Source organism: Acinetobacter portensis, from assembly GCF_023158935.1.
Taxonomy (GTDB): Bacteria; Pseudomonadota; Gammaproteobacteria; order Pseudomonadales; family Moraxellaceae; genus Acinetobacter; species Acinetobacter faecalis.
Genome location: NZ_CP096120.1, coordinates 1,620,831 through 1,643,728, shown reverse-complemented (window position 1 = coordinate 1,643,728; position 22,898 = coordinate 1,620,831). Strand labels below are relative to the sequence as shown.

The following is a 22,898-nucleotide window of genomic DNA, read 5'->3' as shown; positions in this document are numbered from 1 at the left end:
TTTTTTATATTTAAAGAAATAGGATTAATCTTCAGGATAAGCCATTTTCTTTAATGATTTTATATCTGTTTCTGGTGAGCATAAAGAAATAAATTCGTAGCCATATCCACGAAGTAAATGACCTTTACGAACCGCAATCCATGTTGTATTTACACCAAAAATATCGGTTGGAATTTGTTTTAAGCGGTGGTCACGTTCAGCATCATATGCAACATCGTTGACAATACCAACGCCCATACCAAGTTCAACATAAGTCTTAATTACATCGGCATCTAAAGCTGACATTACGATATCAAAATCTGCACCAGATTCTTCAAATGCTTTATCAATTTTAGAGCGACCTGTGAAACCACCATGATAAGTAATAATAGGATATTCGGCTAAATCTAGAATTGAAATATCATTTTTTTGAGCCAATGGGTGGCTTTGCGGCGTAATAATACTATGTTGCCAGTTATAGAATGGAACACTAGCAAGATTACTTTCAGTGGTTAAAGACTCTGTTGCAATACCAATATCGGCTTCACCTTGTAATAACATTTCTGTAATTTCAACAGGGCTTGCTTGTTGCAAAATTAAGTGAACTTTAGGGAACTCTTTTTTGAATTTATTTACAATAGGCGGTAACACATAACGCGCTTGAGTATGCGTTGTTGCAATGGTCAGCGTACCTTCATCCACTCTATTAAAATCATCTGCAAGACGTTTAATATTGTCTGCATCTACCAACATTCGTTCTACGATACCAAGTAAAGATTGACCAGGTTCTGTTAAGCCAAGTAAGCGTTTACCTTTACGAATGAAAAGTTGTACGCCTAATTCATCTTCTAAATCTTTAATGTGTTTACTCACGCCAGATTGCGAAGTGTATAAAGCTGCAGAAGCTTCGGTAAGATTGTAATTTTGTCTTACCGTTTCTCGAATGATTCGTAGTTGTTGGAAATTCATTATCTTTGTTCCCTTTATGCGAGTGGGGTTTTAGCCCCACTCTAAAGTCTTAAGCGACTTGATTTTCAAATAAATGCAATGCTGTTGCGCTTAACCAAACAGTTTGGTTAGGGCGGAATTGGTGTCGTTTTGCTTCATCAGGTGTTAATGTAATTTCAATTAAATTGCCTTGACGATCGTTTAATTCTGCAATGACTTTACCCGCAATCCAAACTTCACGTATGAAAGTTGCTTGAATGGCATTGTCTTGAGGCTGTGCATGAATACGTAATTCATCTGGGCGAGCAAAAGCAATCACACTACCTTCAGGTGCTTTGTTTAAGCTGTCAAGTTGAATTCGATCTTCACCAATTTGAATCACACCATTTTGGTTGTGTCCTTCAAAACGGTTTGCTTGACCCAAAAAGTCGAATACAAAAGGTGTTGCAGGTTTTTCGTAAACTTCACGAGGTGAACCAATTTGCTCAACATTACCTTTGTTCATCACAATAATTTGGTCTGCAACTTCAAGTGCTTCTTCTTGGTCGTGTGTTACGAAAATAGAAGTGATATGAAGTTCATCATGTAATGTACGTAACCAACGACGCAACTCTTTACGAACTTTAGCATCGAGCGCGCCAAATGGTTCATCTAGTAAAAGTACGCGAGGTTCAACAGCTAAAGCGCGTGCAAGCGCAATACGTTGACGCTGACCACCTGAAAGTTGAGCAGGGTAACGATCTGCCAAGAAACCAAGTTGCACTAAGTCTAAAAGACGAGTTACACGCTTTTTAATTTCAGCTTCTGAAGGGCGAGTTGCACGTGGGCGAACACGTAAACCAAAAGCAATGTTGTCAAATACAGTCATATGACGGAACAATGCATAATGTTGGAATACAAAACCAACTTCACGTTCACGAACATGAACATTGGTTGCATCTTCACCTTCTAAAATAACCTGACCGCCATCTGCAGATTCTAAACCTGCAATAATACGAAGTAATGTTGTTTTACCACAGCCAGATGGACCAAGCAGTGCCACCAATTGACCATCTGGAAAATCTAAAGAGATGTTGTTAAGTGCATGGAATGCACCAAAATGTTTTTCAATATTTTTAACTTGAATACTCATGAGGTCATTCCTTAAGCTTGTGCATCTTCATTGCGTTTATCTTGTTTCTCTTGGCGAATCTCAACCCATGTTTTCAAAATTAGGGTCACAATTGCGAGTAGCGCCAACAGTGAAGAAACAGCAAATGCAGCACTGAATGTATATTCGTTATATAGAATTTCTACGTGTAATGGCAATGTATTGGTTTCACCGCGAATGTGCCCTGAAACGACAGACACCGCACCAAATTCACCCATTGCGCGCGCATTACATAGAATGACACCGTAGATTAAACCCCATTTAATATTTGGTAGGGTTACTTTCCAAAAAGTTTGCCAACCTGAAGCACCAAGGACAATTGCAGCTTCTTCTTCTTCTGTACCCTGAGCTTCCATAAGTGGAATAAGTTCACGGGCAACAAAAGGAACAGTAATAAATACAGTTGCAAGAACAATGGCAGGAACGGCATATAGGATTTTAATGTCGTTGTCCATGAGCCAACCGCCCATCCAACCTTGTGTACCAAAAATGAGAACAAGCATTAAGCCTGCAATAACAGGTGACACAGAGAAAGGCATATCAATAATTGTGGTTAAAATAGATTTACCACGGAAGTTAAACTTCGCAACACACCATGCCGCTGCTACACCAAATACAACGTTCATTGGTACTGCAATAACCGCAGTTAGGAGCGTTAATTTCACAGCAGATAAAGTATCTGGATGCACAAGTGATTGGAAATAAACGCCAACACCTTGTTTAAATGCTTCTACAAATACCAATATTAACGGCAGAATTAAGCAACTTAAAAAGAAAATAAGAGCAATTGTGAGCAGTGTATAACGTACCCAAGTTGGTTCACGTGTTGCATCACGCGACTGTAACTTTTCTGCTAAAGCAAAGCTGTTCGTATTCATCGAGCAGTTCTCCCTGTACGACGACTTGCCCAAGCTTGTAATAAGTTAATAAAGAACAAAATTACAAATGAAAGCACAAGCATAACCACTGCAATTGTTGTTGCGCCTGCATAATCATATTCTTCTAAACGAGAAATAATCATGAGTGGCGAAATTTCAGTTTTAAATGGCTGGTTACCTGCAATGAAAATTACCGAACCATATTCACCAACACCACGAGCAAATGCTAGAGCAAAGCCTGTAATAAGTGCAGGGAATAAAATAGGTAAAATCACTTTAGTAATAATTTGGAAACGACTTGCCCCCAAAGCAGAAGCTGCTTCTTCAAGTTCAGTTTCTAAATCTGCAAGTACAGGTTGAACTGTACGTACAACAAAAGGAATACCAATAAAAATAAGCGCAAGGGTAATACCAATAGGGGTATAAGCCACTTGAATACCAATTGGTTCAAGATATTGACCAATCCAACCTGTAGGTGCATAAAGCGATGTTAGTGCAATACCTGCAACCGCAGTTGGGAGTGCAAAAGGTAAATCGACTAAAGCATCTACAATACGTTTGCCAGGAAAGTTATAACGCACTAAACACCAAGCGAGTAATAAACCAAAAACAACGTTAATTACGGCAGCAATAATGGCTGCGCTAAAACTGAGTTGTAATGATTTTAAAATACGTTCAGATGTTAAGATTTCCCACAAACCATCCCATCCGATACCCATTGATTTTATAAAAACCGCAGACAGGGGAATAAGAACAATTAACGACAAATAAGCTAGGGTAAAGCCTAGGGAAAGACCAAATCCTGGCAGCACTCGGGATCGCTGCGACATGATTACTCCTCAAAAAGAGAGAACTGACTAAAATGAGTCAGTGAAATAAATAAATTGAAAACAAGCATAGTTTGCAGGCTTTAAATAGCAAATTTAAAAAAATACTTGTTTACATCAGAAATATTGATATGTTTCGGTGGCTTTTCTGAAATGAGATATTTTTCTAACTCAGGAAAAGCACCAAAACCAGATGCAACATTAATATGTCCAACTTGACCCAAGTTCACGGGGTTTAAATTCCAAGCCTTAGCTAATTGCAAAGCATCTTGAAATTCTAACCACGGATCATTTTCACTAATAATTAAATGTGTTGGCGCAAGTATCTTTAACTGATGAAAATAAGCTTGATAGTCGTTTTGGCTATCTCGTGCAAAGCCTGCATTTCCAAAACGTGCAGGGTTTGCAGGTGCAACTAAAACTAAGTTTTTCACTTTGCTATTTAGTTCAGGATGTTGTGCTAATGCAGCAACAGTCGTTAAGCAACCAAAACTATGTGCAACAATTTGAATATCATCTTTAATTGGTGCAACAGTTTTAACAAACTCTGCAACCCAGTCTTTTAAAATGGGTAAATTCCAATTGCTTTGTTGAACGCGAGAGCAAGATGACATGAGCTGTCTTTGTAATATAGATTGCCAATGGTTGTGTTCACTACCACCAACACCTGGAACAATTACGGTATGTGTCATGATCTTGCTCCTTAACTCAGTGCATTACTTCGCGCTATTTGCTTTAACAATTTGATCGAACACACCGCCATTTTCAAAGTGCGCTTTTTGAACTTTTTCCCAGCCACCAAACTCTTTATCAATCGTTACAAGTTTTAATGGTCTAAAAGTGGTTTTATATTTGGCTAAAGTTGTTGTATTACGTGGACGATAAAAGTTACGTGCAGCAATTTCTTGACCTGCAGGTGAGTACAAGTAATTTAAATAGCCTTTTGCTAAGTTTAAATTGCCTTTTTTCGCAGCATTCTTTTCTACAATAGCAACAGGTGGTTCTGCCAAAATTGAAAGAGATGGTGTCACAATTTCAAACTTACCTGGTTGTTCACGAATTGCTAAATGTGCTTCGTTTTCCCATGCAAGTAGAACATCGCCAATACCACGTTCTGCAAATGTTGTGGTTGAACCACGTGCGCCAGAATCGAGTACTTTTGTATTTTTATAAATTTTACGTACAAATTCTTGAGCAGTTTGATCATTTCCACCTGCTTGATGTTTTGCCCAAGCCCAAGCGGCTAAATAGTTCCAACGTGCGCCACCTGAAGTTTTAGGGTTAGGTGTAATAATGCCAACATTTGGTTTAACTAAGTCTCCCCAATCTTTAATGCCTTTAGGGTTGCCTTTATGCACCAAGAAAACAATTGTAGATGTATAAGGTGTCGAGTTTTGAGGAAGTTTTTTCTGCCAATCTGAAGGTAATAATTTTGCTTTTTCTGCAATTACATCAATATCTGCTGCTAAAGCTAAAGTCACAACGTCAGCATCTAAACCATCAATTACAGCACGTGCTTGTTTGCCCGAACCGCCGTGTGATTGTTTGAAGTTAATTTTTTGACCTGTACGGCTTTCCCAGTATTTTCCAAACTGCTTGTTTACGTCTTCGTATAATTCACGAGTTGGATCATAAGACACGTTTAAAAAGTCTTTCGCAGCAACAGAAAATGAAGTTGCAGAAATGACAGCGGCAAGTAAACCTAGTTTTAATTTTGATGAAACACTCATGACAACCTCAATATTATTAATGTTTTAAACATGGGTGCAGAATAGCGATTATCTTTATGCAGAAAAAATAATTTAAAATGAATTTTATATGAAAAAAAAAGATAAAGTAAGTGCGTGTAAAAAATGCTTATTTTTAAAATTGTTTGAATAATATGTGAATATCAGGCAAAAATAGCTTAGTTAAATGTATGTGTAAGTAAGAAATGAATTGGTCATTTCTAAACAGGTTCAACATCTAAAGATTTATGGGATATGCGATATATGCAATGTTTTAAAAATGCTCAACCAGTTTTAGATATTTCATTGCTAGATCGTGCATTTCATTATGGTGATGGTTGTTTTACCACAGGTCGTATTCGAAACAATGTCATTGAACTAGAAGACTTACATTTAGCGCGCTTAAAGCTTGCGTGTGAAAAACTTCATTTAAATGTCAATTTAAAACTAATTAATCAAAGTATAGAAAAGTTAAAACTAGAACATCAAACTTTAAATGGAACTTTTAAAATTGTAATAAGCAGAGGTGAAGGGCAACGTGGATATAGCTTGCCTGAGCATGAAGCGGATTTTTGGTTTTATTTTTATTCTAAAGAAACTCAAGACTTTCAGTACGAATTAATACAAGCAGGTGTTTTAACGCAATCTATTGGTTTGCTTGCACCAAATTTGGTTGGCGTGAAAAGCTTAAATCGTTTAGAACAAGTGCTCTTAAAAAAAGAAGCAGATGAAAAAAAATGGGCAGAAGCTTTAGTAACTGATATTCAAGGTTCTGTGATTGAAGGTGTGAGCAGTAATTGCTTTGTGCGAATAAACAACACGTGGATTACACCAGAACTTCGCTATAATGGCGTTCATGGTATTATGCGCACGGAAATTCTTCAGCGCATGAAGCAACAAGGAATCTCTTGTGAGCAACGCCGTATAGATCAGAATGAAATTCCAAATATTCAAAGCCTATTTTTCTGCAATGCATTGAGTCCTATGAAAATAGTGACAGAATTGAATACTGAACAGTTAAATACGCAAGCTTGTATTGATTTATTTCACCATCTTCAATTAAACCAGATTCTCTAATATGTCTAAACCAAAGCCAAAAGTTAAAAAGAAAACGACAAAATCATCATCAGTCGTTTCAGCTAAAACTATTTTAATGACAGCCCTTTTTTGTGCTGTTGTAGTGGCGGGTGTACTTTGGAGTAGTCTATTTAAGGATTATCCTGTAGATGCTCCAAAACAAAGACTTATTATTAGCAATGGCGATACTTACACAGGTCTTATTGACGATTTAGCGCATGAAGGCAAAGTAAATTTCCCAATTGTATTGAAGCTTTATCAAAAGTTTATGATTCATGACACTTTAAAAGCAGGTGTTTATGAAGTTCGTAAAGGCATGAGTGTGCGTCAAGTATTAGATATGATTTCTAATATTGATAATGCGGACATGAATCGTGTTCAAGTCATTGAGGGAACCACTTTTAAGGATTTAATTAACTCACTTCGAAAAAATCCTTTGGTTAAAAATGAAGTGAGTCATTTATCAAATGCAGAAATTTTAAAAGCTTTAGATATTCCTTTTGACCACCCTGAAGGCTTATTTGCGCCAGATACGTATTTCTATGATAAAGGCGAGTCTGATAAAACCATTTTACTCGATTTATATAAACGTCAAATGCGAGCTTTAGATGAGGCGTGGGAAAATAGAGAAGAGAATCTGCCTTATAAAAATAAATATGAAGTGCTGATTATGGCTTCAATTATTGAAAAAGAAACCAATGTAGATAGCGAGCTTGCACAAGTTTCAGGTGTATTTGAACGTCGTTTAAAATTGGGGATGCGTCTGCAAACAGATCCAACCGTTATTTATGGAATGGGTGATCGTTACAAAGGTAATATTACACGTAATGATTTACGCACAATGACGCCATACAATACCTATAGAATTAATGGTTTACCGCCAACGCCAATTTCTTTGCCAAGTAAAAAAGCAATTGAAGCGGTGTTGCATCCAGATAATTCAGACAATATTTATTTTGTGGCAACAGGAAAAGGCGGTCATAAATTTACCAGTAATTTAGCTGACCATAATCGTGCGGTTCAAGAATATTTGGCTGTCATCAGATCTAAATAATGAGGAATAAAAATGTTTATTAGTTTTGAAGGGACAGAAGGTGTTGGTAAAACAACGTTAATTCGCCGTATTTATGAATATTTAGAACAACAAAATAAAGATATTGTACTTACCCGTGAGCCGGGTGGAACACCAATGGCAGAACAAATTCGTTCGCTATTGTTGTCTGTAAATCACGAAGAAAAAATGTGTAATGACACAGAACTTTTGTTGATGTATGCAGCACGAGCGCAGCATTTAGATTTGGTGGTGATACCTGCTTTAAATGCAGGAAAAACGGTACTTTGCGATCGCTTTACAGATGCAAGTTTTGCTTACCAATGTGCAGGTCGAGGTTTAAGCCAGGAGAAACTTGTACTTTTAAATGAAAACTTTGTAACGCGTATGCCAGATTTTACATTTTGGCTAGATGCGCCTATTGAAATTGGTATGACTCGTGCAAGAGAGCGTGGCGCACTTGATCGCTTTGAACAAGAGAAAGTTACTTTCTTTGAGAAAGTAAGAACGGGTTATGCAACTCTAGCAGAGCGTCATCCTGAACGTATTAAGCGTTTAGATGCGACGCAAACAGCAGATCAAGTTTTTGAACAAGCTTTGGCATATTTAAAATCTGCATAGTCAAATTTTAATATCTAGCTATTTCATTAAATCCTTTATAGTAAAGATTCTATAAGGGATTTTTTAATAACAATGAAAAGTAATAAAGCGGAAATTATTGAATTTTTAAAACATGATTTTCCACAAAGTTTGGTTAATTGTGAAATTGAAGATGTCTTTTCGAAAGGCTCTCGCCTGATTTATAAAGTTGATCAGGAACAGCTCAGACCTGGTGGAACGGTATCTGGCCCTACGATGATGACGCTTGCAGATTTAGCACTTTATGTCGCAATTTTAGGTGAAATAGGTATTATTGCTTTAGCAGTAACAACCAGTTTAAATATTAATTTTTTACGAAAACCTGTAGGTAATCAAAATTTGAAAGGCGAGTGTCGTTTAATAAAAGTCGGGCGCAGTCTAATTGTAGGGGAAGTCTGGATTTATTCGATGGGTATGGATGATCCTGTTGCACATGTAACAGCGACCTATGCCATTCCTTAAATATAATAACTAAATATAGGAATGGAATAACGACCAAACAGTAGACCAAGTATTTGAACAAACTTTGATATATTTAAAATTCTTTATAGTGAACATTAGACTTCCTTCATAAATCATTTTTCAACCAATTTAATTGTTTATCTTTCACCCAATCTAAATTGTATATGCCAGCAAGTAAATTAAACCGCAGGTTTAATCGTTTACGACGATTTCTATATACACAAGATAAAATCTTAAAACATTTCATCCTTCCAAATACATGCTCTACTTGAATTCGTCTACGACCAATCTCTTTATTTAACTTTTTTAATTCAGAATCTAGTTTTTCAGTTTTCTTTGCTTTAGATGGCATGAGGCATCCAAAACCCAATTTCTTTATCCCTAAATACCCCTTATCAACGATAAAAAAGGGCTTAAATTTTAATTTCCTCATGCTTTTTTTAAATATTTTAGGCTCTAGACTAGCAGATTTGCACTTAGTTTTACCTAATGAGGTCCCACAACTCTGTTGCTAGCTCATTAGGCTCCCTCATCCAACGCCATTCTGTTTCTTTAAGATGATAATCAAAATACTCTTTTGATATACCGTTGAACTTTGCTAGCCTTCTTTTACAAAAGCTCCAGAATGATTCTATTCCATTTATATGACATTGTCCTCTGGCAAATTCATTCGCTCCATGATTTACTCTAAAATGCTTTGAGTAACCAACATCTACCAAACCATTGTATCCACGCCAACCATCACTATAAATTACACTTTCAAGTGCAACTTTACCTAAGATAACTTGTTGTAATGTAGTCTTTTTACAATCAGGGACTATTTCTGTATAAACTCGACCATTCCTTTCAAATATTCCAAATACAGGTTGTTTTAAAGTACCTCGACCTCGCTTCAATTTCCCATGAAAACCACGTTGTCTTTTTGCTCCAAAATAGCTCTCATCAACTTCAATAGAACCTACAAACTTTGCTCTTAAATCTGTTTGATGATCGTAGATTGCTTCTCTAAAAAGCATGTACCAATAGTTGATGGTATTACGGTTCAAGTTAAGCAATAAGGCTGTTTTAGAAGCAGGAATATCAATGCAAAAGCACTGAATAATTTTTTTAATCTTATAGTGACTTAATTTACTGTTTTCTATCATGATTCTAGACTAACATATCTATTCTGCTAGTCTAGAGCCTATTTTAAAATCATGCATGCTTCCATGACTTCCACATACACTCAGTATTTCACCTGTTGTATAGTGCATAGATAGCTGAAATTTAAAGGTATGTCGCTTTTTTTTACCGCTATACCATTTCTTCTGTTTTTTTTGGACGTTGAACTAATATTTCAGTTGCATCAATCACAACAACTTCCCAATCCACTTCATCTCGATTAGGAAGTTGTTTTGGCAAGTTAAATTTTCCAGAACGGATTAAGGTATCTTCAATAACGCGTGTGATACGAATTGCACTCGTTTCAGATACACCGTAACTCATACCAAGATGGAAAAATGTTCGATATTCTCTCCAATATTCTATACATAAGAGCAAACGATCTTCCAACGGTAATTTATGTGGTCGTCCTTTACCAATATGACAAGGTAACTCCTTATTTAGCTCGGCCAACATGAGGTTAAATGTAGCCCAACTAACACCGGTAAGCCTACGAAACTTAACGTCTGATAATTTTTGAATATCTTTGAATTTCATCCAAGGATTATCCCTTGGATTAAATAATTTTGCTGATTAATTTAAGATCAAATAAATTGTACGTTTTTTGATTTATGACGGAAGTCTATTCTATAAGGGGGGAATTAAATATATAAAAATAAGATGTGTGATTACGCATCAATTAAAATTTTAATAATATTTAAATTAATATATTCAATTGCTTAGATTTATTGAAACTTGGTGCTGATCGAATATTGATTAATCAAATAGCTTGAATTATGAAGTTGTTTTTATCAATCCAAATTTATAATAAAAGCATAATTTAGAGATAGTGATACTTATGGGAATAGATCACGAAGTTGTAAAAACTTTTCAGGATAATGTTTTTCCATTATCAGATAAGTTTACAGAAATGTTGAATGAGCATTTTAGCCATCAAACAGAGCGTCGGGGGTGTGGTTATACACAAGCCACACGTTTACTTGCCGATTATGTGAATTTTTCTCGTCAGGAAAAAGATTTAACAGATCTTAAAATTTTTAAAGATTATTCATAGAAAAGTGTTCGAAAAATTTTAGATAATAAGTCTTTGTATGGATTAGAAATTTCAAATTGGCGAAATTTGGATCAAAATTCAGATGTAGATGAATTCTTAAATAATCAACCTAAAGAAGATGATTATGTATTGAACTTAAAACAGCAAGCGCATATACAGTCTTCATTACGCAAATGTTATGAAAAGGTCGAATTAGAAGAAAGTAAAGTTTTATGCCAAATGCTTGCGGATGTTATTTTACCTATTTTACCCGAAACATCTCAGCTGATCGAACTCAAATCTTTGGTTGAGAAGCCTAAGGTTGGTTCATGTCCATTGGCAGAAAAATTCTTTCTAAAAATTGCTCACGGTACGATATTACGCCATGGTCAAATTAATATCATTGTTGATGAATATGATCGTCCATTGCTCATGGAAAAAGTGAATATGGGGGATAATCATTCATGTATAAGCTTACAAACTTTAGTGATGAATGGTATTCGTATCCCTGCGGGATCATTGTTTTCTGTAAATTATGATGTTGAACAAATTCAAAATAAGCGCCTAAATAAGCAATTTAAAGGGTTTGTTATTCCTTATACGGAGTTTCCAGGCTTTTGGTTTTTACGCTTAACGACATTAGCAATTTCACCTGAGAATCGTAAACGTGCATTTAGTACGCATTATGATCAACAAGTTGTAAATGGTTTATTTAGCCCAGATACAACACAGCTTAGTCAATTGATTGATGTGGCAAAGGCTCAACTATAAGGAGAAGTAAAATGCTTAATGTTTGCTATTCTCCAAAATATTTTGCGCATACACATACCAATAGTATGGAAAAACTTAAAGCAATTGCAGATCAACTTTCATTAGGTGATTTTGTAAAATTTCATGAGCCTGATGATTTAGATTGTAATTTGCTTTATGAAATTCATTCAGAAAAATACGTAAATGCGGTCTTAACAGGTGAGCCAACAAAATTAGCAACAATAGCCGGGTTTAAGCCGTGGTGTGAGCAGTTAAAGAATGCAGTACTAAGTATTAATGCAGGTCAAATTCGGGCAGCAGAATTAGCATTTGAGCATGGAATTTCAGCCAATATTGCTCAGGGTTTTCATCATGCAACATACGACTTTGGTGGTTCATTTTGTACTTTTAATGGTTTAGCACTCATTGCAAAAGCCTTTCCATCTAAGCGAGTTTTTGTTTTAGATTGCGATCAGCACATGGGAGATGGCACTGTAGAGTTGGCAAGCTGAATTGACAATTTATTTAACTTTTCAATTTATGGATTTCCACTTGGCGTAACTGCAAATGAGCGCTCGGCGTCACATCTTATACATAAAACCTCAGGTAATTTTGCTCAATATACCATGGCTATTTATGAGGCTTTTCAACGTGCAATTGATTGGCAAGCCGATATTATTGTTTATCAAGCAGGAATGGATTGTCATCAACATGATCCATTTGGTTCAAAATGGTTAACGACTGAACTTATCGAAAAACGTGAAGAGTTAGTTTTTAGTTTAGCCAAAAGACATAACATTCCAATTATGTTTGTTATGGCGGGTGGATATCAGCCTTTGCCAGAATTGGTTTCCCTACATTTAAAAACCTTTGAAATTGCACATCGCGTATTTTATTCAGCAGGTTAAATAAAAAGAGCAACGTTAAAAGTTGCTCTTTTTTTTAGAAATAACAGATATTAGAGATTGATTTTCTCAGAACGAATCATTGAATCTTTAGGGTTAAGTACAGTTCTTTGTAAATCATTTAACTGTTCAGCATGGTCTAGTGTGTAATGCAAACCACGGGATTCTTTACGTTTAATAGCACATCGAACAATCATTTCTGAAACAAGGACTAAGTTACGTAATTCAATGAGGTTTTTACTAACTTTATAGTCTTGATAGTATTCAGAAATTTCGTTCTTTAACATTTCAATACGATGTAGTGCACGTTCTAAACGTTTGTTAGTACGTACAATACCAACGTAATTCCACATAGTCTGCCGCAACTCATCCCAGTTTTGCAGAATAACCACATCTTCATCAGGATTCGTTACTTGAGAGTCATCCCAAGCAGGAACAGTAGGTGATTGGTAGTTATCTTTAAAATTGGCTTGAATATGTTTTGCTGCACTCATGCCATAAACAAAGCATTCTAAAAGTGAGTTACTAGCCATTCGGTTAGCACCGTGCAAACCTGTATACGATGTTTCACCAATGGCATACAAACCTTCAATATCTGTTTGGCTGTGTTCATCCACCATAACGCCACCACAAGTGTAGTGTGCAGCAGGAACAACAGGAATCATCTCTTTAGTGATATCAATACCAAGTTCTAAAAGGCGTTCGTATAACGTTGGGAAATGTTCTTTAATGAATTCTTTTGGCTTATGGGTAATATCGAGCCAAACATGACGAATACCTAAGCGTTTAATTTCATAATCAATTGTTCTTGCTACAATGTCACGAGGTGCAAGTTCAGCACGATCATCGAAACGCAACATGAAACGTTCACCATCGGGTAAACGCAAATAAGCACCTTCACCACGCATAGCTTCTGTAATTAAAAATGAACGTGCTTGCGGATGATATAAGCAAGTTGGATGGAATTGGTTAAACTCCATATTGGCAACGCGGCAACCTGCACGATAAGCCATTGCTATACCATCACCTGTTGCAATGTCAGGGTTTGATGTATGTAAATATGCACGCATTGCGCCACCACAAGCGAGTGCAGTAAATGGTGCTAAAAAGGTATGAACTTGGTCTGTATTTTCATCTAAAACATATAAACCTAAAGCACGGTTTTCATTTAATGAACCAAGCTTTTGTGATGTGATGACATCAATTGCAATGAAGTTTTCGAAAATTTGAATATTTTGTTTTTCTTTAGCACGTTCAACTAATGTCGTTGAAATAGCTTTACCTGTTGCATCGGCAGCATGAATAATTCGGCGCTGAGAATGACCGCCTTCACGGGTTAAATGAAGTTGATCTTGTTCATCTAAAGTGAACTGAACACCTTGCTTTAATAGGAAATCGACAGAAGCTTGACCGCCTTCAACCGTTTGTTGAACTGCTTCTTTTTCACATAAAAATGAACCTGCAATCATGGTGTCATTTATATGTTGTTCAATAGAGTCTGTTTCATCTAAAACAGCAGCAACACCACCTTGAGCGTAATAGGTGCTTGCATCGGTGAGTGATGATTTTGCTAAAACAGCAATTTTAAAATGTTGTGGCAATGATAAAGCAAGTGTTAAGCCTGCACCGCCACTCCCCACAATAATCACATCATATTGATGAGAAGTATCTAAATTAGACATATCCATTAGCTAATTTTGAGAAAAGTCCGAACATCAGAACGCTTTTCACATAAAAATACAAGTGCTATTTGGTCTAGAGTAATGAAATAAAATTATGAATTTTAAAAAATTAAGGAATATTTAAGTTATTGTTTATAAAACATATAAAGAAACATTTTATTACGCAAGAATATATTTCTTTGTGATAAAAATTATCTATAACATTTAAATAACCGGTCGAGTGAACATTTAATATGAAGACTAATGAATTAAAAAAAGGAATTTATGCTGCTGTTTTTACAATGGCGGCTGTGCAGACAAATGCAGGGACACCAGTCGATTTTTCTAATTTGGTGGAAAATGTAAGTCCTGCAGTTGTGAGTGTAAACGTTGTGAAAAAGATGTCTCAAGAAGAGCTCATGCAACAACAGGTTCCTGAAATTTTACGCAGATTCTTTGGTAATCAAATTGTTATTCCTCAGCAAAAAGCACCACAAGAAAAAACAGGCTTTGGTAGCGCATTTTTTATTGGTAAAGATGGTTATTTGCTCACAAACCATCACGTTGTTGAAAATGCATCGAAAGTCACCGTTGTTTTAAATGACCGTCGTGAGTTAGATGCAACTGTTGTCGGAAGTGATGAGCGTACCGATGTTGCCTTACTGAAAGTTTCAGGTGGAAACTTCCCTGAATTAAAAACAGGTAATGTAGATAATTTAAGAGTAGGTGAGCCTGTACTTGCCATTGGTTCACCATTTGGTTTTGAGTATTCAGCATCTGCGGGTATTGTCAGTGCAAAAATGCGTAATATGACAGGTGAAACCTCAGTTCCATTTATTCAAACAGATGTGGCTTTAAACCCTGGTAACTCAGGTGGTCCATTATTTAACCAAAAGGGTGAAGTCGTTGGGGTGAACTCTCGTATCTTTAGTGGTACGGGGGGATACATGGGACTTTCATTCTCTATTCCAATTGATGTTGCGATGGATATTGCAGATCAATTGAAGAAAAACGGTAAAGTAACACGTGCTTATTTAGGTTTAGGCTTACAAGATATTGACCGAGATTTGGCAGAATCTTATAAACTGCCAAAACCTGAAGGTTCATTGATCACACAAATTGCACCAAACTCTCCTGCAGAAAAAGCAGGTTTAAAATCGGGCGATGTGATTTTAAAAATTAATGGGACACCTATTTTAAGAACAGTTGAGTTATTTAGTTATTTGAACCGACTTGTACCAGGTCAAACTGTACAATTTGAAGTATTACGTGATGATAAACGTCAAAATATTTCAGCAAAATTATCAACAGCACCAGATGATACACCTGCCAAAAATAAAGCTGGAAATGCGCAAAATAAAGGGCCTGTTTTAGGTGTAAGTATTCGAGACTTAACAGCACAAGAGCAAAGTCGTTTATCGGTTAAAGGTGGCGTGTTATTGCAAGATGTTTTACGTGGTGGTGCTGCATCACAAGCTCGCTTAATTCCGGGCGATATCATTGTTCAAGTGAATAGTCGAGATGTAAAAAATGCATCTGAATTTGTAGAAACAGTTGCTCAATTCAAAAAGAACAATGTTGTACGTATGACCATTATTCGTGATGGACAGCGTGCAATTGTTGGTGTTCGTATTCAATAATTATCTTTCATCAATTCAATAGATATTGATAGCAATAAAAACCGCTTTTTATAGGGCGGTTTTTATTTTTATTCTAAGCTGAATTTTCGTTAGACTAATGCAAATGTTATGGCAATAAAATTTAGAGAACGTAATGAGTGATATTTTTGATTTAAGACTAACAGTAAAGCCAGAACATATTGATATTTTGGGGCATGTAAATAATGTGATGTATGTGCATTGGATGCAAGATGTTGCATTGGCGCATATTGAAGAGTTAGGTTTAGGCTTAAAAGAATATATTGAATTGAAACATGCAATGGTTGCTGTAGAGCATTATGTGCAATATCGCAAAGCTGCCTTAGAAGGCGAAACTATAGTATTAAGAACGTGGCTAAATGATATCAATTCACTGTATTTATTTAGACAATACGCCTTTTATCGACCATCAGATAAAGCTTTATTGTTTGTGGGAAATACAAAGTGGGCGTGTATTGAAATAGATACAGGTAGACCAAAAAGAATGTCTCCAACCTTTACACAAGCCTATCAGCCAATTTCAAATGAAAAAGATCCATTTGATTTTACACAATATGATGCTTCTTAGATTTCTTAGATCAATTCTATGTTGAATAAGAAGTAAATTTTCAACATAGAATTAAAAAATATAGTGAAACTAAGTGTGAAAATTATTTAGAGTAAGATGATTGATCTGCTTTAATTTGAGCACATTGTTGACCGATTCGAGCAAGTGCTTTTTCTAAACCTTTAATCCTATTTGTATTGTTATATTTTTTCGCATATGCAATTTGCTGTTGTAGTTTTTCTTTTTTAATTTGGCAAGATTTATAATCGAGGGCAAATGCCTGAAATGAAATTAAAGAAATAGATGTAATTAATAATGATTTAAACAACATATTGTGATCCAAAAAATATAACAAAAATTAAAAAGTTAATTTAGATTATCTTAGTAGAAAATTGTGTGAATAAAGGCAAGTCTATGTAATATCCTGTAAATTTGACAGAGCTCAACAAACTAAGTTCAAAGAAAAGTCAAAACTTATATTGAAGTTTAGTTTTTGATAGTTTTGGAAAGATCATCTTTTATTTAATTTGATTCTTTATTTATCGAAAAAATAGAAAATATGCAGATGTGGTTAGGCTGAGAAAGCTTAAAACTAAATGATTATAATGAATACTTTGAAAAAACCATCTGCTATAATATTCCGCAACTTTATTCTGCTTTTGCTGTGCATAAATTATTGCATGCATAGCGCGTTTATTTCCAAGGTAGCCCATGGCGCAAGCTAAAAAATCTGTTGATATAAAAAACATTCGTAACTTTTCGATTATTGCGCATATCGATCACGGAAAGTCGACTCTAGCCGATCGTTTTATTCAAACCTGTGGTGGTTTGCAAGACCGTGAAATGCAAGCACAAGTTCTTGATTCTATGGAATTGGAGCGTGAGCGTGGTATTACAATTAAAGCTACATCGGTAACTTTGTATTACACACATCCGAATGGTGAAGAATATCAACTTAACTTCATTGACACACCTGGACACGTAGACTTCTCTTATGAAGTGTCTCGTTCACTTGCTGCCTGTGAAGGTGCTTTGCTTGTGGTCGATGCTGCTCAAGGTGTGGAAGCTCAATCTGTAGCAAACTGTTATACAGCAATTGAACAAGGTCTAGAAGTTCTTCCAGTACTTAATAAAATTGACTTGCCTCAAGCAGAGCCTGAGCGTGTTATTCAAGAAATTGAAGATATTATTGGTATTGAAGCAACTGAAGCACCAACGTGTTCTGCTAAAACAGGTTTAGGTATTGAAGGTGTTTTAGAAACACTTGTAAATATTATTCCTGCACCAGCAGGTGATCGCGAAGCACCGTTACAAGCTTTGATTGTTGACTCTTGGTTCGACAACTACTTAGGTGTTGTATCGTTAGTACGTATTAAACAAGGTCGTGTGCGTAAGGGCGATAAAATGTTGATGAAATCAACAGGTCAAACGCACATCATCACTTCCGTTGGTATTTTTAATCCAAAGCATACTGAAACAGGAATGTTGGAAGCAGGCGAAGTTGGTTTTGTGATTGCGGGTATTAAAGATATTTTTGGTGCGCCAGTAGGTGACACAATTACGCTTTCTACTACGCCTGAAGTTGAAACGTTACCAGGTTTCAAAAAGGTTAAGCCGCAGGTTTATGCAGGTTTATTCCCAATTGACGCAAGTGATTTTGAACCATTCCGTGATGCATTGCAGAAATTACAAATTAACGATTCTGCATTATTCTTTGAACCAGAAAGTTCAGATGCGTTAGGCTTTGGTTTCCGTTGTGGCTTCTTAGGTATGCTACATATGGAAATTGTACAAGAGCGTTTAGAGCGTGAGTACGATTTAGACCTCATTTCGTCTGCTCCAACGGTAATTTACGAAGCTGTTATGAAAAATGGTGAAACCATTTATATTGATAGCCCATCTAAAATGCCAGATGGTTCTACAGTAGAAGACCTTCGCGAACCAATCGCAGAATGTAATATTCTCGTTCCTCAGGAATACTTGGGTAATGTAATGACATTGTGTGTTGAACGCCGTGGTATTCAAAAAGATATGAAGTTTGTAAGTAATCAAGTTGCGATTACTTTTGAAATCCCAATGGCTGAAGTTGTAATGGATTTCTTTGATAAATTGAAATCTTGTTCGCGTGGTTTTGCATCACTAGATTACAATTTTGTACGTTTTGAAAGTTCATCTTTAGTTAAAGTTGACGTGTTGATCAATGGCGATAAAGTAGATGCTTTAGCTATGATTTGTCATCGTCAAGATGCTCGTCATCGCGGTATTGCGCTTGTTGAAAAAATGAAAGATTTGATTCCGCGTCAAATGTTTGATGTTGCAATTCAAGCTGCAATTGGTGCACAAATTATCGCGCGTTCAACAGTAAAAGCGATGCGTAAAAACGTATTGGCTAAATGTTATGGTGGTGACGTTTCACGTAAGAAGAAACTTCTATCAAAACAAAAAGAAGGTAAGAAGCGCATGAAGCAAGTGGGTAGTGTTGAAATCCCACAAGAAGCGTTCCTTGCTGTATTAAAAGTAGAAAGATAAAACACAGAGGTCATTTAGCTCATGGATTTTGATTTTAATTTAATCCTCGTACCAGCCACACTTGTATTCTTTTTTGTGTGGCTATTAGATAAGTTTGTCTTTAAACAAAGACAAACAAAAGGGCGTGGAAATGAAAATTTCATTATCACATGGGCTTATGACTTTTGGCCTGTTTTAGCGGTTGTTTTAATTCTACGCTCGTTTTTATATGAACCATTTAATATTCCGTCAGATTCTATGGTGCCAACCTTAGAAACAGGTGATTTTATTTTGGTGAATAAATTCGATTATGGCGTTCGTTTACCAATTATTAATAAGAAAATTATTGATGTTGGCGAACCTGAGCGTGGTGATGTGATTGTATTTCGTTATCCACCACAACCTACAATTAGCTATATTAAGCGTGTAGTCGGTGTTCCTGGTGATCATATTGTTTATGATCATGGTCAGCTCACCATTAATGGTACAAAAGTTGCTAAAGTTCCTGTGGAATTTAGCCGTGAAAAAGATGCTTTAGATACACCAACCTCTATTTATCACAAAGAAACATTGGGTGAGCATACGTTCACCATGCGTGAGTTAGAGGACGTAAATGTTGCACGCCAAGCACCATTTATTAACTACGTAGAAAATGGTAAGTATTCAACTACAAATGGTTTATATTGGGAAGTAAAAGTTCCTGAAGGTCAATACTTTGCAATGGGTGATAACCGAGATCAAAGTGCTGATAGTCGTTTTTGGGGATTTGTGCCAGAAGAAAATCTAACAGGTCGCGCATTCTATAAATGGATGCATAAAGAACCTGGGTTAAACATTCCATCTTTTGGTCGTAATGGGGCAATTGATTAAAACAATTAGGGGAAATTTATGCGTAAATCTCAGCGTGGGGCTTCGTATAGTTCAATTTTATTTGCAGTGATTGTTTTTGTATTACTTGCAAAGTTTTTGGTTGCTGTTGGTGGACCATATTTTGATGATAGAATGATTGATAGTGAAATATCAGAAGTGCTTAAAAATAGCCCATCAGATATAACGCCATTGAAACTTAATACCCAAATGAATCAACGTTTTTCGATGAATAATATCGATGTGAAATTTGAAGACATCGCAAAAGTAACGAAAGATAATCAATTGGTTGTTAAAAAGAATTACGAAGTAAGAAAGCCTTTCTTCTTAAATATAGATTTAGTGTTAAAGTTCGAGAAAAATTTTGATCAAAGCTCAGTCCAAGCTAAATGAAAGTCGTTTAGTGAGTCGTATCGGGTATCAGTTTAAACAACCTGAATTGTTGCAACTGGCATTGACCCACCGCTCGGTGAGCCATAAATTAAACTATGAGCGCCTAGAATTTCTAGGCGATTCATTGTTAGGGATGATTATTGCCAATTATCTCTATCGTGCTTATCCTCATGAAAATGAAGGTCGTTTAACGCGTATGCGTGCAACGTTAGTGCGACAAGAAGCGCTAGGAAAAATTGCCAACGACTTAAAGTTAAGCCAAAATTTAATTTTAAGTACGGGTGAATTAAAGTCTGGTGGTCATCACCGTGAGTCTATTTTGGCAGATACTGTAGAAGCAATTATTGGTGCTATTTATGTAGATTGTAATGATCTAACTATATTAGAACCTATTGTTTTAAAATGGTATGTACCTTATTTAGATCATATTGAACCAACAGATCAACTGAAAGATCCTAAGTCCCGCTTACAAGAGTATTTACAAGCACGTAAAAAACCTCTCCCGGTTTACGAGGTTGTGGATATTCAGGGTGATGCGCCTAATCAACACTTTAAAGTAGAGTGCTTGGTTCAGGGCTTACCTGTGAAGTATGGAGAAGGATCTAGCCGTCGCTTTGCTGAACAATCAGTAGCGGCAGATATCTTAAAACTATTGGAGATAAAGTCTTAATGACTACTCATTCCGATCACATCGATGCTGATCACGAGTCGCAAGAAAGCGACAGTAACGACTTAATTAGTCAATTTTTTAGTTCGCAAGGAACAGAAATTCCTGCCGATTATAAAAGTGGATTTGTTGCAATTGTAGGTCGCCCAAACGTGGGTAAATCTACACTTATGAACCATATATTGGGTCAAAAGTTATCTATTACTTCACGTAAACCACAAACAACGCGTCATAAAATTGTGGGGATTGATACACGTGAAAAATCTCAGGCTGTATTTGTAGATACACCAGGGATGCACAAAAAAGAAGTACGTGCGATTAACAAAATGATGAACCGTGCTGCACACTCTGCATTACGTGATGTAAACTTAGTTTTGTTTGTTGTTGATGCTCAAAAGTGGACGCCAAACGATGATTTGGTTTTGGAAAAACTGCAAAATGCAGAAATGCCAGTAATTTTGGTCATCAATAAACTTGATACTTTTGAAAATAAGAATCAAGCATTACCACTTATTCAAGAACGTGCAAAGCTCATGAACTTTGCCGAAATTGTTCCTGTGTCTGCATTGCGTGGCTCTAACTTAGATCACTTGCGCGACACGATTGAGCGTTATTTGCCGTTCCAACCACCGCTATATTCAATGGATCAAATCACAGATCGTTCAGAGCGTTTCTTAGCATCTGAAACAATTCGTGAAAAGATTATGCGTCAATTGGGTGAAGAACTTCCATACGATTTAACTGTTCAAATTGAATCTTTTAAAACGGAAGAAGCAACCATTAGTCCAAAAACAGGTCGTCCAAAAGCGGCATGTACATATATTGATGCAACAATTTTTGTAGACCGTCCAAGCCAAAAAGCAATTGTGATTGGTGAGCGCGGTGCGAAATTGAAGAAAATTGGTATGGATGCCCGTGTGGACATGGAAAAAATGTTCGAACAGAAAATCATGCTTACACTTTGGGTTAAAGTGAAAGGTGGATGGTCTGATGATGAACGTGCACTGAAAAGCTTAGGATATAGCGATATTTAATATCGCTTATTGATACCTTAGGGGGCTGTAATGATAAAAGTTTTTGCTATAGGAATATGTGCTTTATTTCTACAAGGCTGTATTACTAAAATTGTTACAGTCCCTGTTAAGGTTGCCTATAAAACAACAAAAGGTGTTGTAAAGGGCACAGCAGCAGTGGTTGGAGCTGTCATTCCGGATGGAGATGATGACGCTGACTCAAATGAAGATGATGAAGATAATCAAAAAAAATAATTTAAGGATTAAGAACTTCTGTCATGCGCAATGAAATTTTGCATGGTTATTTAATTCATCACAGAAAATATCGTGACCGTAGCCATATTGTGCATTTATTTACGCAAGAGCATGGTCGTGTTGATGGAATTTTGAGACAAACACCTCCTCCACAATATCAACCTATATGCCTTCAAGCTTCAGGTAAATCTGAACTCAAAAATTTTAGTAAATTAGAAATTGTAAATCAGCCGATTTTTTTTCATGGTGATGCATTTTTTTCAGGTTTTTATTTAAATGAAGTTTTATTAAGACTTTGTCCACTTGAAGTGGAAATGCCACAAACATTTATTCAATATTCAAAAACTTTAGAACAATTACAAAAGCTTTCTCAACAATCAGATCAAAACTTATTTTTACGCCAAATTTTACGTCAGTTTGAACATGAATTATTAGAAGACCTTGGTTATGCAATTGATTTTTCAGTCGATTCAAACCAAGAAGAAATTTCTAGTGAAATGAATTATCAATTCCAATTAAATGATGGATTTCTTGCCACTGCCCAAGCATCTAGATCAGCTGTATCGGGTGCTTTAATAAAAACCATGATGAAGTATGAAAAAGGTGGGGAATTCAATCTAGAGCAGTTACAATTGCTCACTAAGCTATATCGACAAGTGATTACTTCACTTTTAGGGGATCGCCCTTTAAAAAGTAGACAATTGTGGGTTCAAAACGCTCAAACTCATCGTCAGTAGGAAAG

General features: G+C 36.1%; 24 protein-coding genes and 2 pseudogenes. 15 read left to right on the top strand and 11 right to left on the bottom strand.

Annotation, left to right across the window (positions count from 1 at the left end):
- Positions 1 to 24 precede the first annotated feature (24 nt).
- The 6 genes from MZO21_RS08255 to MZO21_RS08230 form a co-directional block, all read right to left on the bottom strand.
- A complete protein-coding gene (locus MZO21_RS08255; protein ID WP_154773601.1) occupies positions 25 to 948 on the bottom strand; it encodes a CysB family HTH-type transcriptional regulator in 924 nt (307 codons plus the stop codon).
- A gap of 49 nt (positions 949 to 997) precedes the next feature.
- The gene (locus tag MZO21_RS08250) at positions 998 to 2,059 is read right to left on the bottom strand and encodes a sulfate/molybdate ABC transporter ATP-binding protein (RefSeq protein ID WP_248103782.1); all 1,062 of its coding nucleotides are present in this window, start codon (positions 2,057 to 2,059) and stop codon (positions 998 to 1,000) included.
- A gap of 11 nt (positions 2,060 to 2,070) precedes the next feature.
- On the bottom strand, positions 2,071 to 2,955 hold the full coding sequence (cysW, locus tag MZO21_RS08245) for a sulfate ABC transporter permease subunit CysW (protein ID WP_248103779.1): 885 nt from the start codon (positions 2,953 to 2,955) through the stop codon (positions 2,071 to 2,073).
- On the bottom strand, positions 2,952 to 3,785 hold the full coding sequence (gene cysT, locus MZO21_RS08240) for a sulfate ABC transporter permease subunit CysT (RefSeq protein WP_248103776.1): 834 nt from the start codon (positions 3,783 to 3,785) through the stop codon (positions 2,952 to 2,954). Before cysT ends, cysW begins: the two co-directional genes overlap by 4 nt.
- An 80-nt stretch (positions 3,786 to 3,865) precedes the next feature.
- Entirely contained in the window at positions 3,866 to 4,474 is a 609-nt protein-coding gene (locus tag MZO21_RS08235; protein WP_154773597.1) for an alpha/beta hydrolase, read from the bottom strand.
- A gap of 24 nt (positions 4,475 to 4,498) precedes the next feature.
- Positions 4,499 to 5,512 (bottom strand): sulfate ABC transporter substrate-binding protein, encoded by a 1,014-nt coding sequence (locus tag MZO21_RS08230; protein WP_248103773.1) that lies wholly within the window; start codon positions 5,510 to 5,512, stop codon positions 4,499 to 4,501.
- Between the two features lie 261 nt (positions 5,513 to 5,773).
- On the opposite strand from MZO21_RS08230, the gene pabC reads away from it, so the two are divergent.
- The 4 genes from pabC (at position 5,774) to MZO21_RS08210 (ending at position 8,738) form a co-directional block, all read left to right on the top strand.
- On the top strand, positions 5,774 to 6,586 hold the full coding sequence (gene pabC / locus MZO21_RS08225; RefSeq protein ID WP_248103770.1) for an aminodeoxychorismate lyase: 813 nt from the start codon (positions 5,774 to 5,776) through the stop codon (positions 6,584 to 6,586).
- Between the two features lies 1 nt (position 6,587).
- Positions 6,588 to 7,640, top strand: coding sequence for an endolytic transglycosylase MltG (mltG, locus tag MZO21_RS08220; protein WP_407061073.1), 1,053 nt, complete (start codon positions 6,588 to 6,590; stop codon positions 7,638 to 7,640).
- Positions 7,641 to 7,652: 12 nt separating this feature from the next.
- Complete coding sequence (gene tmk / locus MZO21_RS08215) at positions 7,653 to 8,258, top strand: dTMP kinase (RefSeq protein ID WP_248103767.1); 606 nt, start codon at positions 7,653 to 7,655, stop codon at positions 8,256 to 8,258.
- Between the two features lie 72 nt (positions 8,259 to 8,330).
- A complete protein-coding gene (locus MZO21_RS08210; RefSeq protein WP_248103764.1) occupies positions 8,331 to 8,738 on the top strand; it encodes a PaaI family thioesterase in 408 nt (135 codons plus the stop codon).
- A gap of 106 nt (positions 8,739 to 8,844) precedes the next feature.
- Here the strand turns inward: MZO21_RS08210 and MZO21_RS08205 are convergent, their stop codons facing one another.
- The 3 genes from MZO21_RS08205 to MZO21_RS08195 form a co-directional block, all read right to left on the bottom strand.
- Positions 8,845 to 9,171, bottom strand: a complete 327-nt coding sequence (locus tag MZO21_RS08205; protein WP_178927752.1) for a transposase family protein — start codon at positions 9,169 to 9,171, stop codon at positions 8,845 to 8,847.
- A gap of 49 nt (positions 9,172 to 9,220) precedes the next feature.
- Positions 9,221 to 9,883: an IS1595 family transposase gene (locus tag MZO21_RS08200; protein WP_152875444.1), complete on the bottom strand. Its 663-nt coding sequence runs from the start codon at positions 9,881 to 9,883 to the stop codon at positions 9,221 to 9,223.
- Positions 9,884 to 10,031: 148 nt separating this feature from the next.
- Positions 10,032 to 10,436 (bottom strand): transposase family protein, encoded by a 405-nt coding sequence (locus MZO21_RS08195; RefSeq protein ID WP_152872730.1) that lies wholly within the window; start codon positions 10,434 to 10,436, stop codon positions 10,032 to 10,034.
- Positions 10,437 to 10,737: 301 nt separating this feature from the next.
- On the opposite strand from MZO21_RS08195, the pseudogene MZO21_RS08190 reads away from it, so the two are divergent.
- A pseudogene (locus tag MZO21_RS08190) lies at positions 10,738 to 11,703 on the top strand (hypothetical protein).
- An 11-nt stretch (positions 11,704 to 11,714) separates the two neighbouring features.
- Positions 11,715 to 12,590: pseudogene (locus MZO21_RS08185) on the top strand (histone deacetylase).
- 50 nt (positions 12,591 to 12,640) lie between these two features.
- Here MZO21_RS08185 and nadB read toward each other — a convergent pair.
- Positions 12,641 to 14,275 (bottom strand): L-aspartate oxidase, encoded by a 1,635-nt coding sequence (gene nadB, locus MZO21_RS08180; RefSeq protein WP_248103351.1) that lies wholly within the window; start codon positions 14,273 to 14,275, stop codon positions 12,641 to 12,643.
- A 227-nt stretch (positions 14,276 to 14,502) separates the two neighbouring features.
- On the opposite strand from nadB, the gene MZO21_RS08175 reads away from it, so the two are divergent.
- Complete coding sequence (locus MZO21_RS08175) at positions 14,503 to 15,888, top strand: Do family serine endopeptidase (protein WP_154773432.1); 1,386 nt, start codon at positions 14,503 to 14,505, stop codon at positions 15,886 to 15,888.
- 133 nt (positions 15,889 to 16,021) lie between these two features.
- Complete coding sequence (locus MZO21_RS08170) at positions 16,022 to 16,474, top strand: acyl-CoA thioesterase (RefSeq protein ID WP_248103348.1); 453 nt, start codon at positions 16,022 to 16,024, stop codon at positions 16,472 to 16,474.
- A gap of 82 nt (positions 16,475 to 16,556) precedes the next feature.
- Here the strand turns inward: MZO21_RS08170 and MZO21_RS08165 are convergent, their stop codons facing one another.
- Positions 16,557 to 16,784 carry a DUF1090 family protein gene (locus tag MZO21_RS08165; RefSeq protein WP_248103346.1) on the bottom strand — a complete coding sequence of 76 codons (228 nt, stop codon included), beginning with the start codon at positions 16,782 to 16,784 and terminating at the stop codon, positions 16,557 to 16,559.
- A 380-nt stretch (positions 16,785 to 17,164) separates the two neighbouring features.
- On the opposite strand from MZO21_RS08165, the gene lepA reads away from it, so the two are divergent.
- The 7 genes from lepA to recO are packed head-to-tail and all read left to right on the top strand — an operon-like array spanning position 17,165 to position 22,893.
- The gene (lepA, locus tag MZO21_RS08160) at positions 17,165 to 18,982 is read left to right on the top strand and encodes a translation elongation factor 4 (RefSeq protein WP_248103343.1); all 1,818 of its coding nucleotides are present in this window, start codon (positions 17,165 to 17,167) and stop codon (positions 18,980 to 18,982) included.
- A gap of 21 nt (positions 18,983 to 19,003) precedes the next feature.
- A complete protein-coding gene (gene lepB, locus MZO21_RS08155) occupies positions 19,004 to 19,831 on the top strand; it encodes a signal peptidase I (protein ID WP_154773436.1) in 828 nt (275 codons plus the stop codon).
- Positions 19,832 to 19,849: 18 nt separating this feature from the next.
- Positions 19,850 to 20,221 (top strand): DUF4845 domain-containing protein, encoded by a 372-nt coding sequence (locus MZO21_RS08150; protein WP_154773437.1) that lies wholly within the window; start codon positions 19,850 to 19,852, stop codon positions 20,219 to 20,221.
- Positions 20,193 to 20,891, top strand: coding sequence for a ribonuclease III (rnc, locus tag MZO21_RS08145; RefSeq protein ID WP_154773438.1), 699 nt, complete (start codon positions 20,193 to 20,195; stop codon positions 20,889 to 20,891). Before MZO21_RS08150 ends, rnc begins: the two co-directional genes overlap by 29 nt.
- Entirely contained in the window at positions 20,891 to 21,922 is a 1,032-nt protein-coding gene (gene era / locus MZO21_RS08140) for a GTPase Era (RefSeq protein WP_248103340.1), read from the top strand. The genes rnc and era overlap by 1 nt, the downstream gene beginning before the upstream one ends.
- A gap of 30 nt (positions 21,923 to 21,952) precedes the next feature.
- Positions 21,953 to 22,156 carry an NF038104 family lipoprotein gene (locus MZO21_RS08135; RefSeq protein ID WP_248103338.1) on the top strand — a complete coding sequence of 68 codons (204 nt, stop codon included), beginning with the start codon at positions 21,953 to 21,955 and terminating at the stop codon, positions 22,154 to 22,156.
- Between the two features lie 23 nt (positions 22,157 to 22,179).
- A complete protein-coding gene (gene recO / locus MZO21_RS08130; protein WP_248103336.1) occupies positions 22,180 to 22,893 on the top strand; it encodes a DNA repair protein RecO in 714 nt (237 codons plus the stop codon).
- Positions 22,894 to 22,898 lie beyond the last annotated feature (5 nt).

Excerpts from the sequence above, each read along its gene's own strand:
- MZO21_RS08135 (WP_248103338.1), top strand. The coding sequence starts at position 21,953 with ATGATAAAAGTTTTTGCTATAGGAATATGTGCTTTATTTCTACAAGGC.
- MZO21_RS08150 (WP_154773437.1), top strand. The coding sequence starts at position 19,850 with ATGCGTAAATCTCAGCGTGGGGCTTCGTATAGTTCAATTTTATTTGCA.
- MZO21_RS08235 (WP_154773597.1), bottom strand. The coding sequence starts at position 4,474 with ATGACACATACCGTAATTGTTCCAGGTGTTGGTGGTAGTGAACACAAC.
- MZO21_RS08175 (WP_154773432.1), top strand. The coding sequence starts at position 14,503 with ATGAAGACTAATGAATTAAAAAAAGGAATTTATGCTGCTGTTTTTACA.
- pabC (WP_248103770.1), top strand. The coding sequence starts at position 5,774 with ATGCAATGTTTTAAAAATGCTCAACCAGTTTTAGATATTTCATTGCTA.
- cysT (WP_248103776.1), bottom strand. The coding sequence starts at position 3,785 with ATGTCGCAGCGATCCCGAGTGCTGCCAGGATTTGGTCTTTCCCTAGGC.
- lepB (WP_154773436.1), top strand. The coding sequence starts at position 19,004 with ATGGATTTTGATTTTAATTTAATCCTCGTACCAGCCACACTTGTATTC.
- cysW (WP_248103779.1), bottom strand. The coding sequence starts at position 2,955 with ATGAATACGAACAGCTTTGCTTTAGCAGAAAAGTTACAGTCGCGTGAT.
- lepA (WP_248103343.1), top strand. The coding sequence starts at position 17,165 with ATGGCGCAAGCTAAAAAATCTGTTGATATAAAAAACATTCGTAACTTT.
- MZO21_RS08165 (WP_248103346.1), bottom strand. The coding sequence starts at position 16,784 with ATGTTGTTTAAATCATTATTAATTACATCTATTTCTTTAATTTCATTT.
- MZO21_RS08250 (WP_248103782.1), bottom strand. The coding sequence starts at position 2,059 with ATGAGTATTCAAGTTAAAAATATTGAAAAACATTTTGGTGCATTCCAT.
- nadB (WP_248103351.1), bottom strand. The coding sequence starts at position 14,275 with ATGGATATGTCTAATTTAGATACTTCTCATCAATATGATGTGATTATT.
- MZO21_RS08200 (WP_152875444.1), bottom strand. The coding sequence starts at position 9,883 with ATGATAGAAAACAGTAAATTAAGTCACTATAAGATTAAAAAAATTATT.
- tmk (WP_248103767.1), top strand. The coding sequence starts at position 7,653 with ATGTTTATTAGTTTTGAAGGGACAGAAGGTGTTGGTAAAACAACGTTA.
- MZO21_RS08205 (WP_178927752.1), bottom strand. The coding sequence starts at position 9,171 with ATGAGGAAATTAAAATTTAAGCCCTTTTTTATCGTTGATAAGGGGTAT.
- MZO21_RS08195 (WP_152872730.1), bottom strand. The coding sequence starts at position 10,436 with ATGAAATTCAAAGATATTCAAAAATTATCAGACGTTAAGTTTCGTAGG.
- MZO21_RS08170 (WP_248103348.1), top strand. The coding sequence starts at position 16,022 with ATGAGTGATATTTTTGATTTAAGACTAACAGTAAAGCCAGAACATATT.
- MZO21_RS08255 (WP_154773601.1), bottom strand. The coding sequence starts at position 948 with ATGAATTTCCAACAACTACGAATCATTCGAGAAACGGTAAGACAAAAT.
- mltG (WP_407061073.1), top strand. The coding sequence starts at position 6,588 with ATGTCTAAACCAAAGCCAAAAGTTAAAAAGAAAACGACAAAATCATCA.
- MZO21_RS08210 (WP_248103764.1), top strand. The coding sequence starts at position 8,331 with ATGAAAAGTAATAAAGCGGAAATTATTGAATTTTTAAAACATGATTTT.
- era (WP_248103340.1), top strand. The coding sequence starts at position 20,891 with ATGACTACTCATTCCGATCACATCGATGCTGATCACGAGTCGCAAGAA.
- MZO21_RS08230 (WP_248103773.1), bottom strand. The coding sequence starts at position 5,512 with ATGAGTGTTTCATCAAAATTAAAACTAGGTTTACTTGCCGCTGTCATT.
- recO (WP_248103336.1), top strand. The coding sequence starts at position 22,180 with ATGCGCAATGAAATTTTGCATGGTTATTTAATTCATCACAGAAAATAT.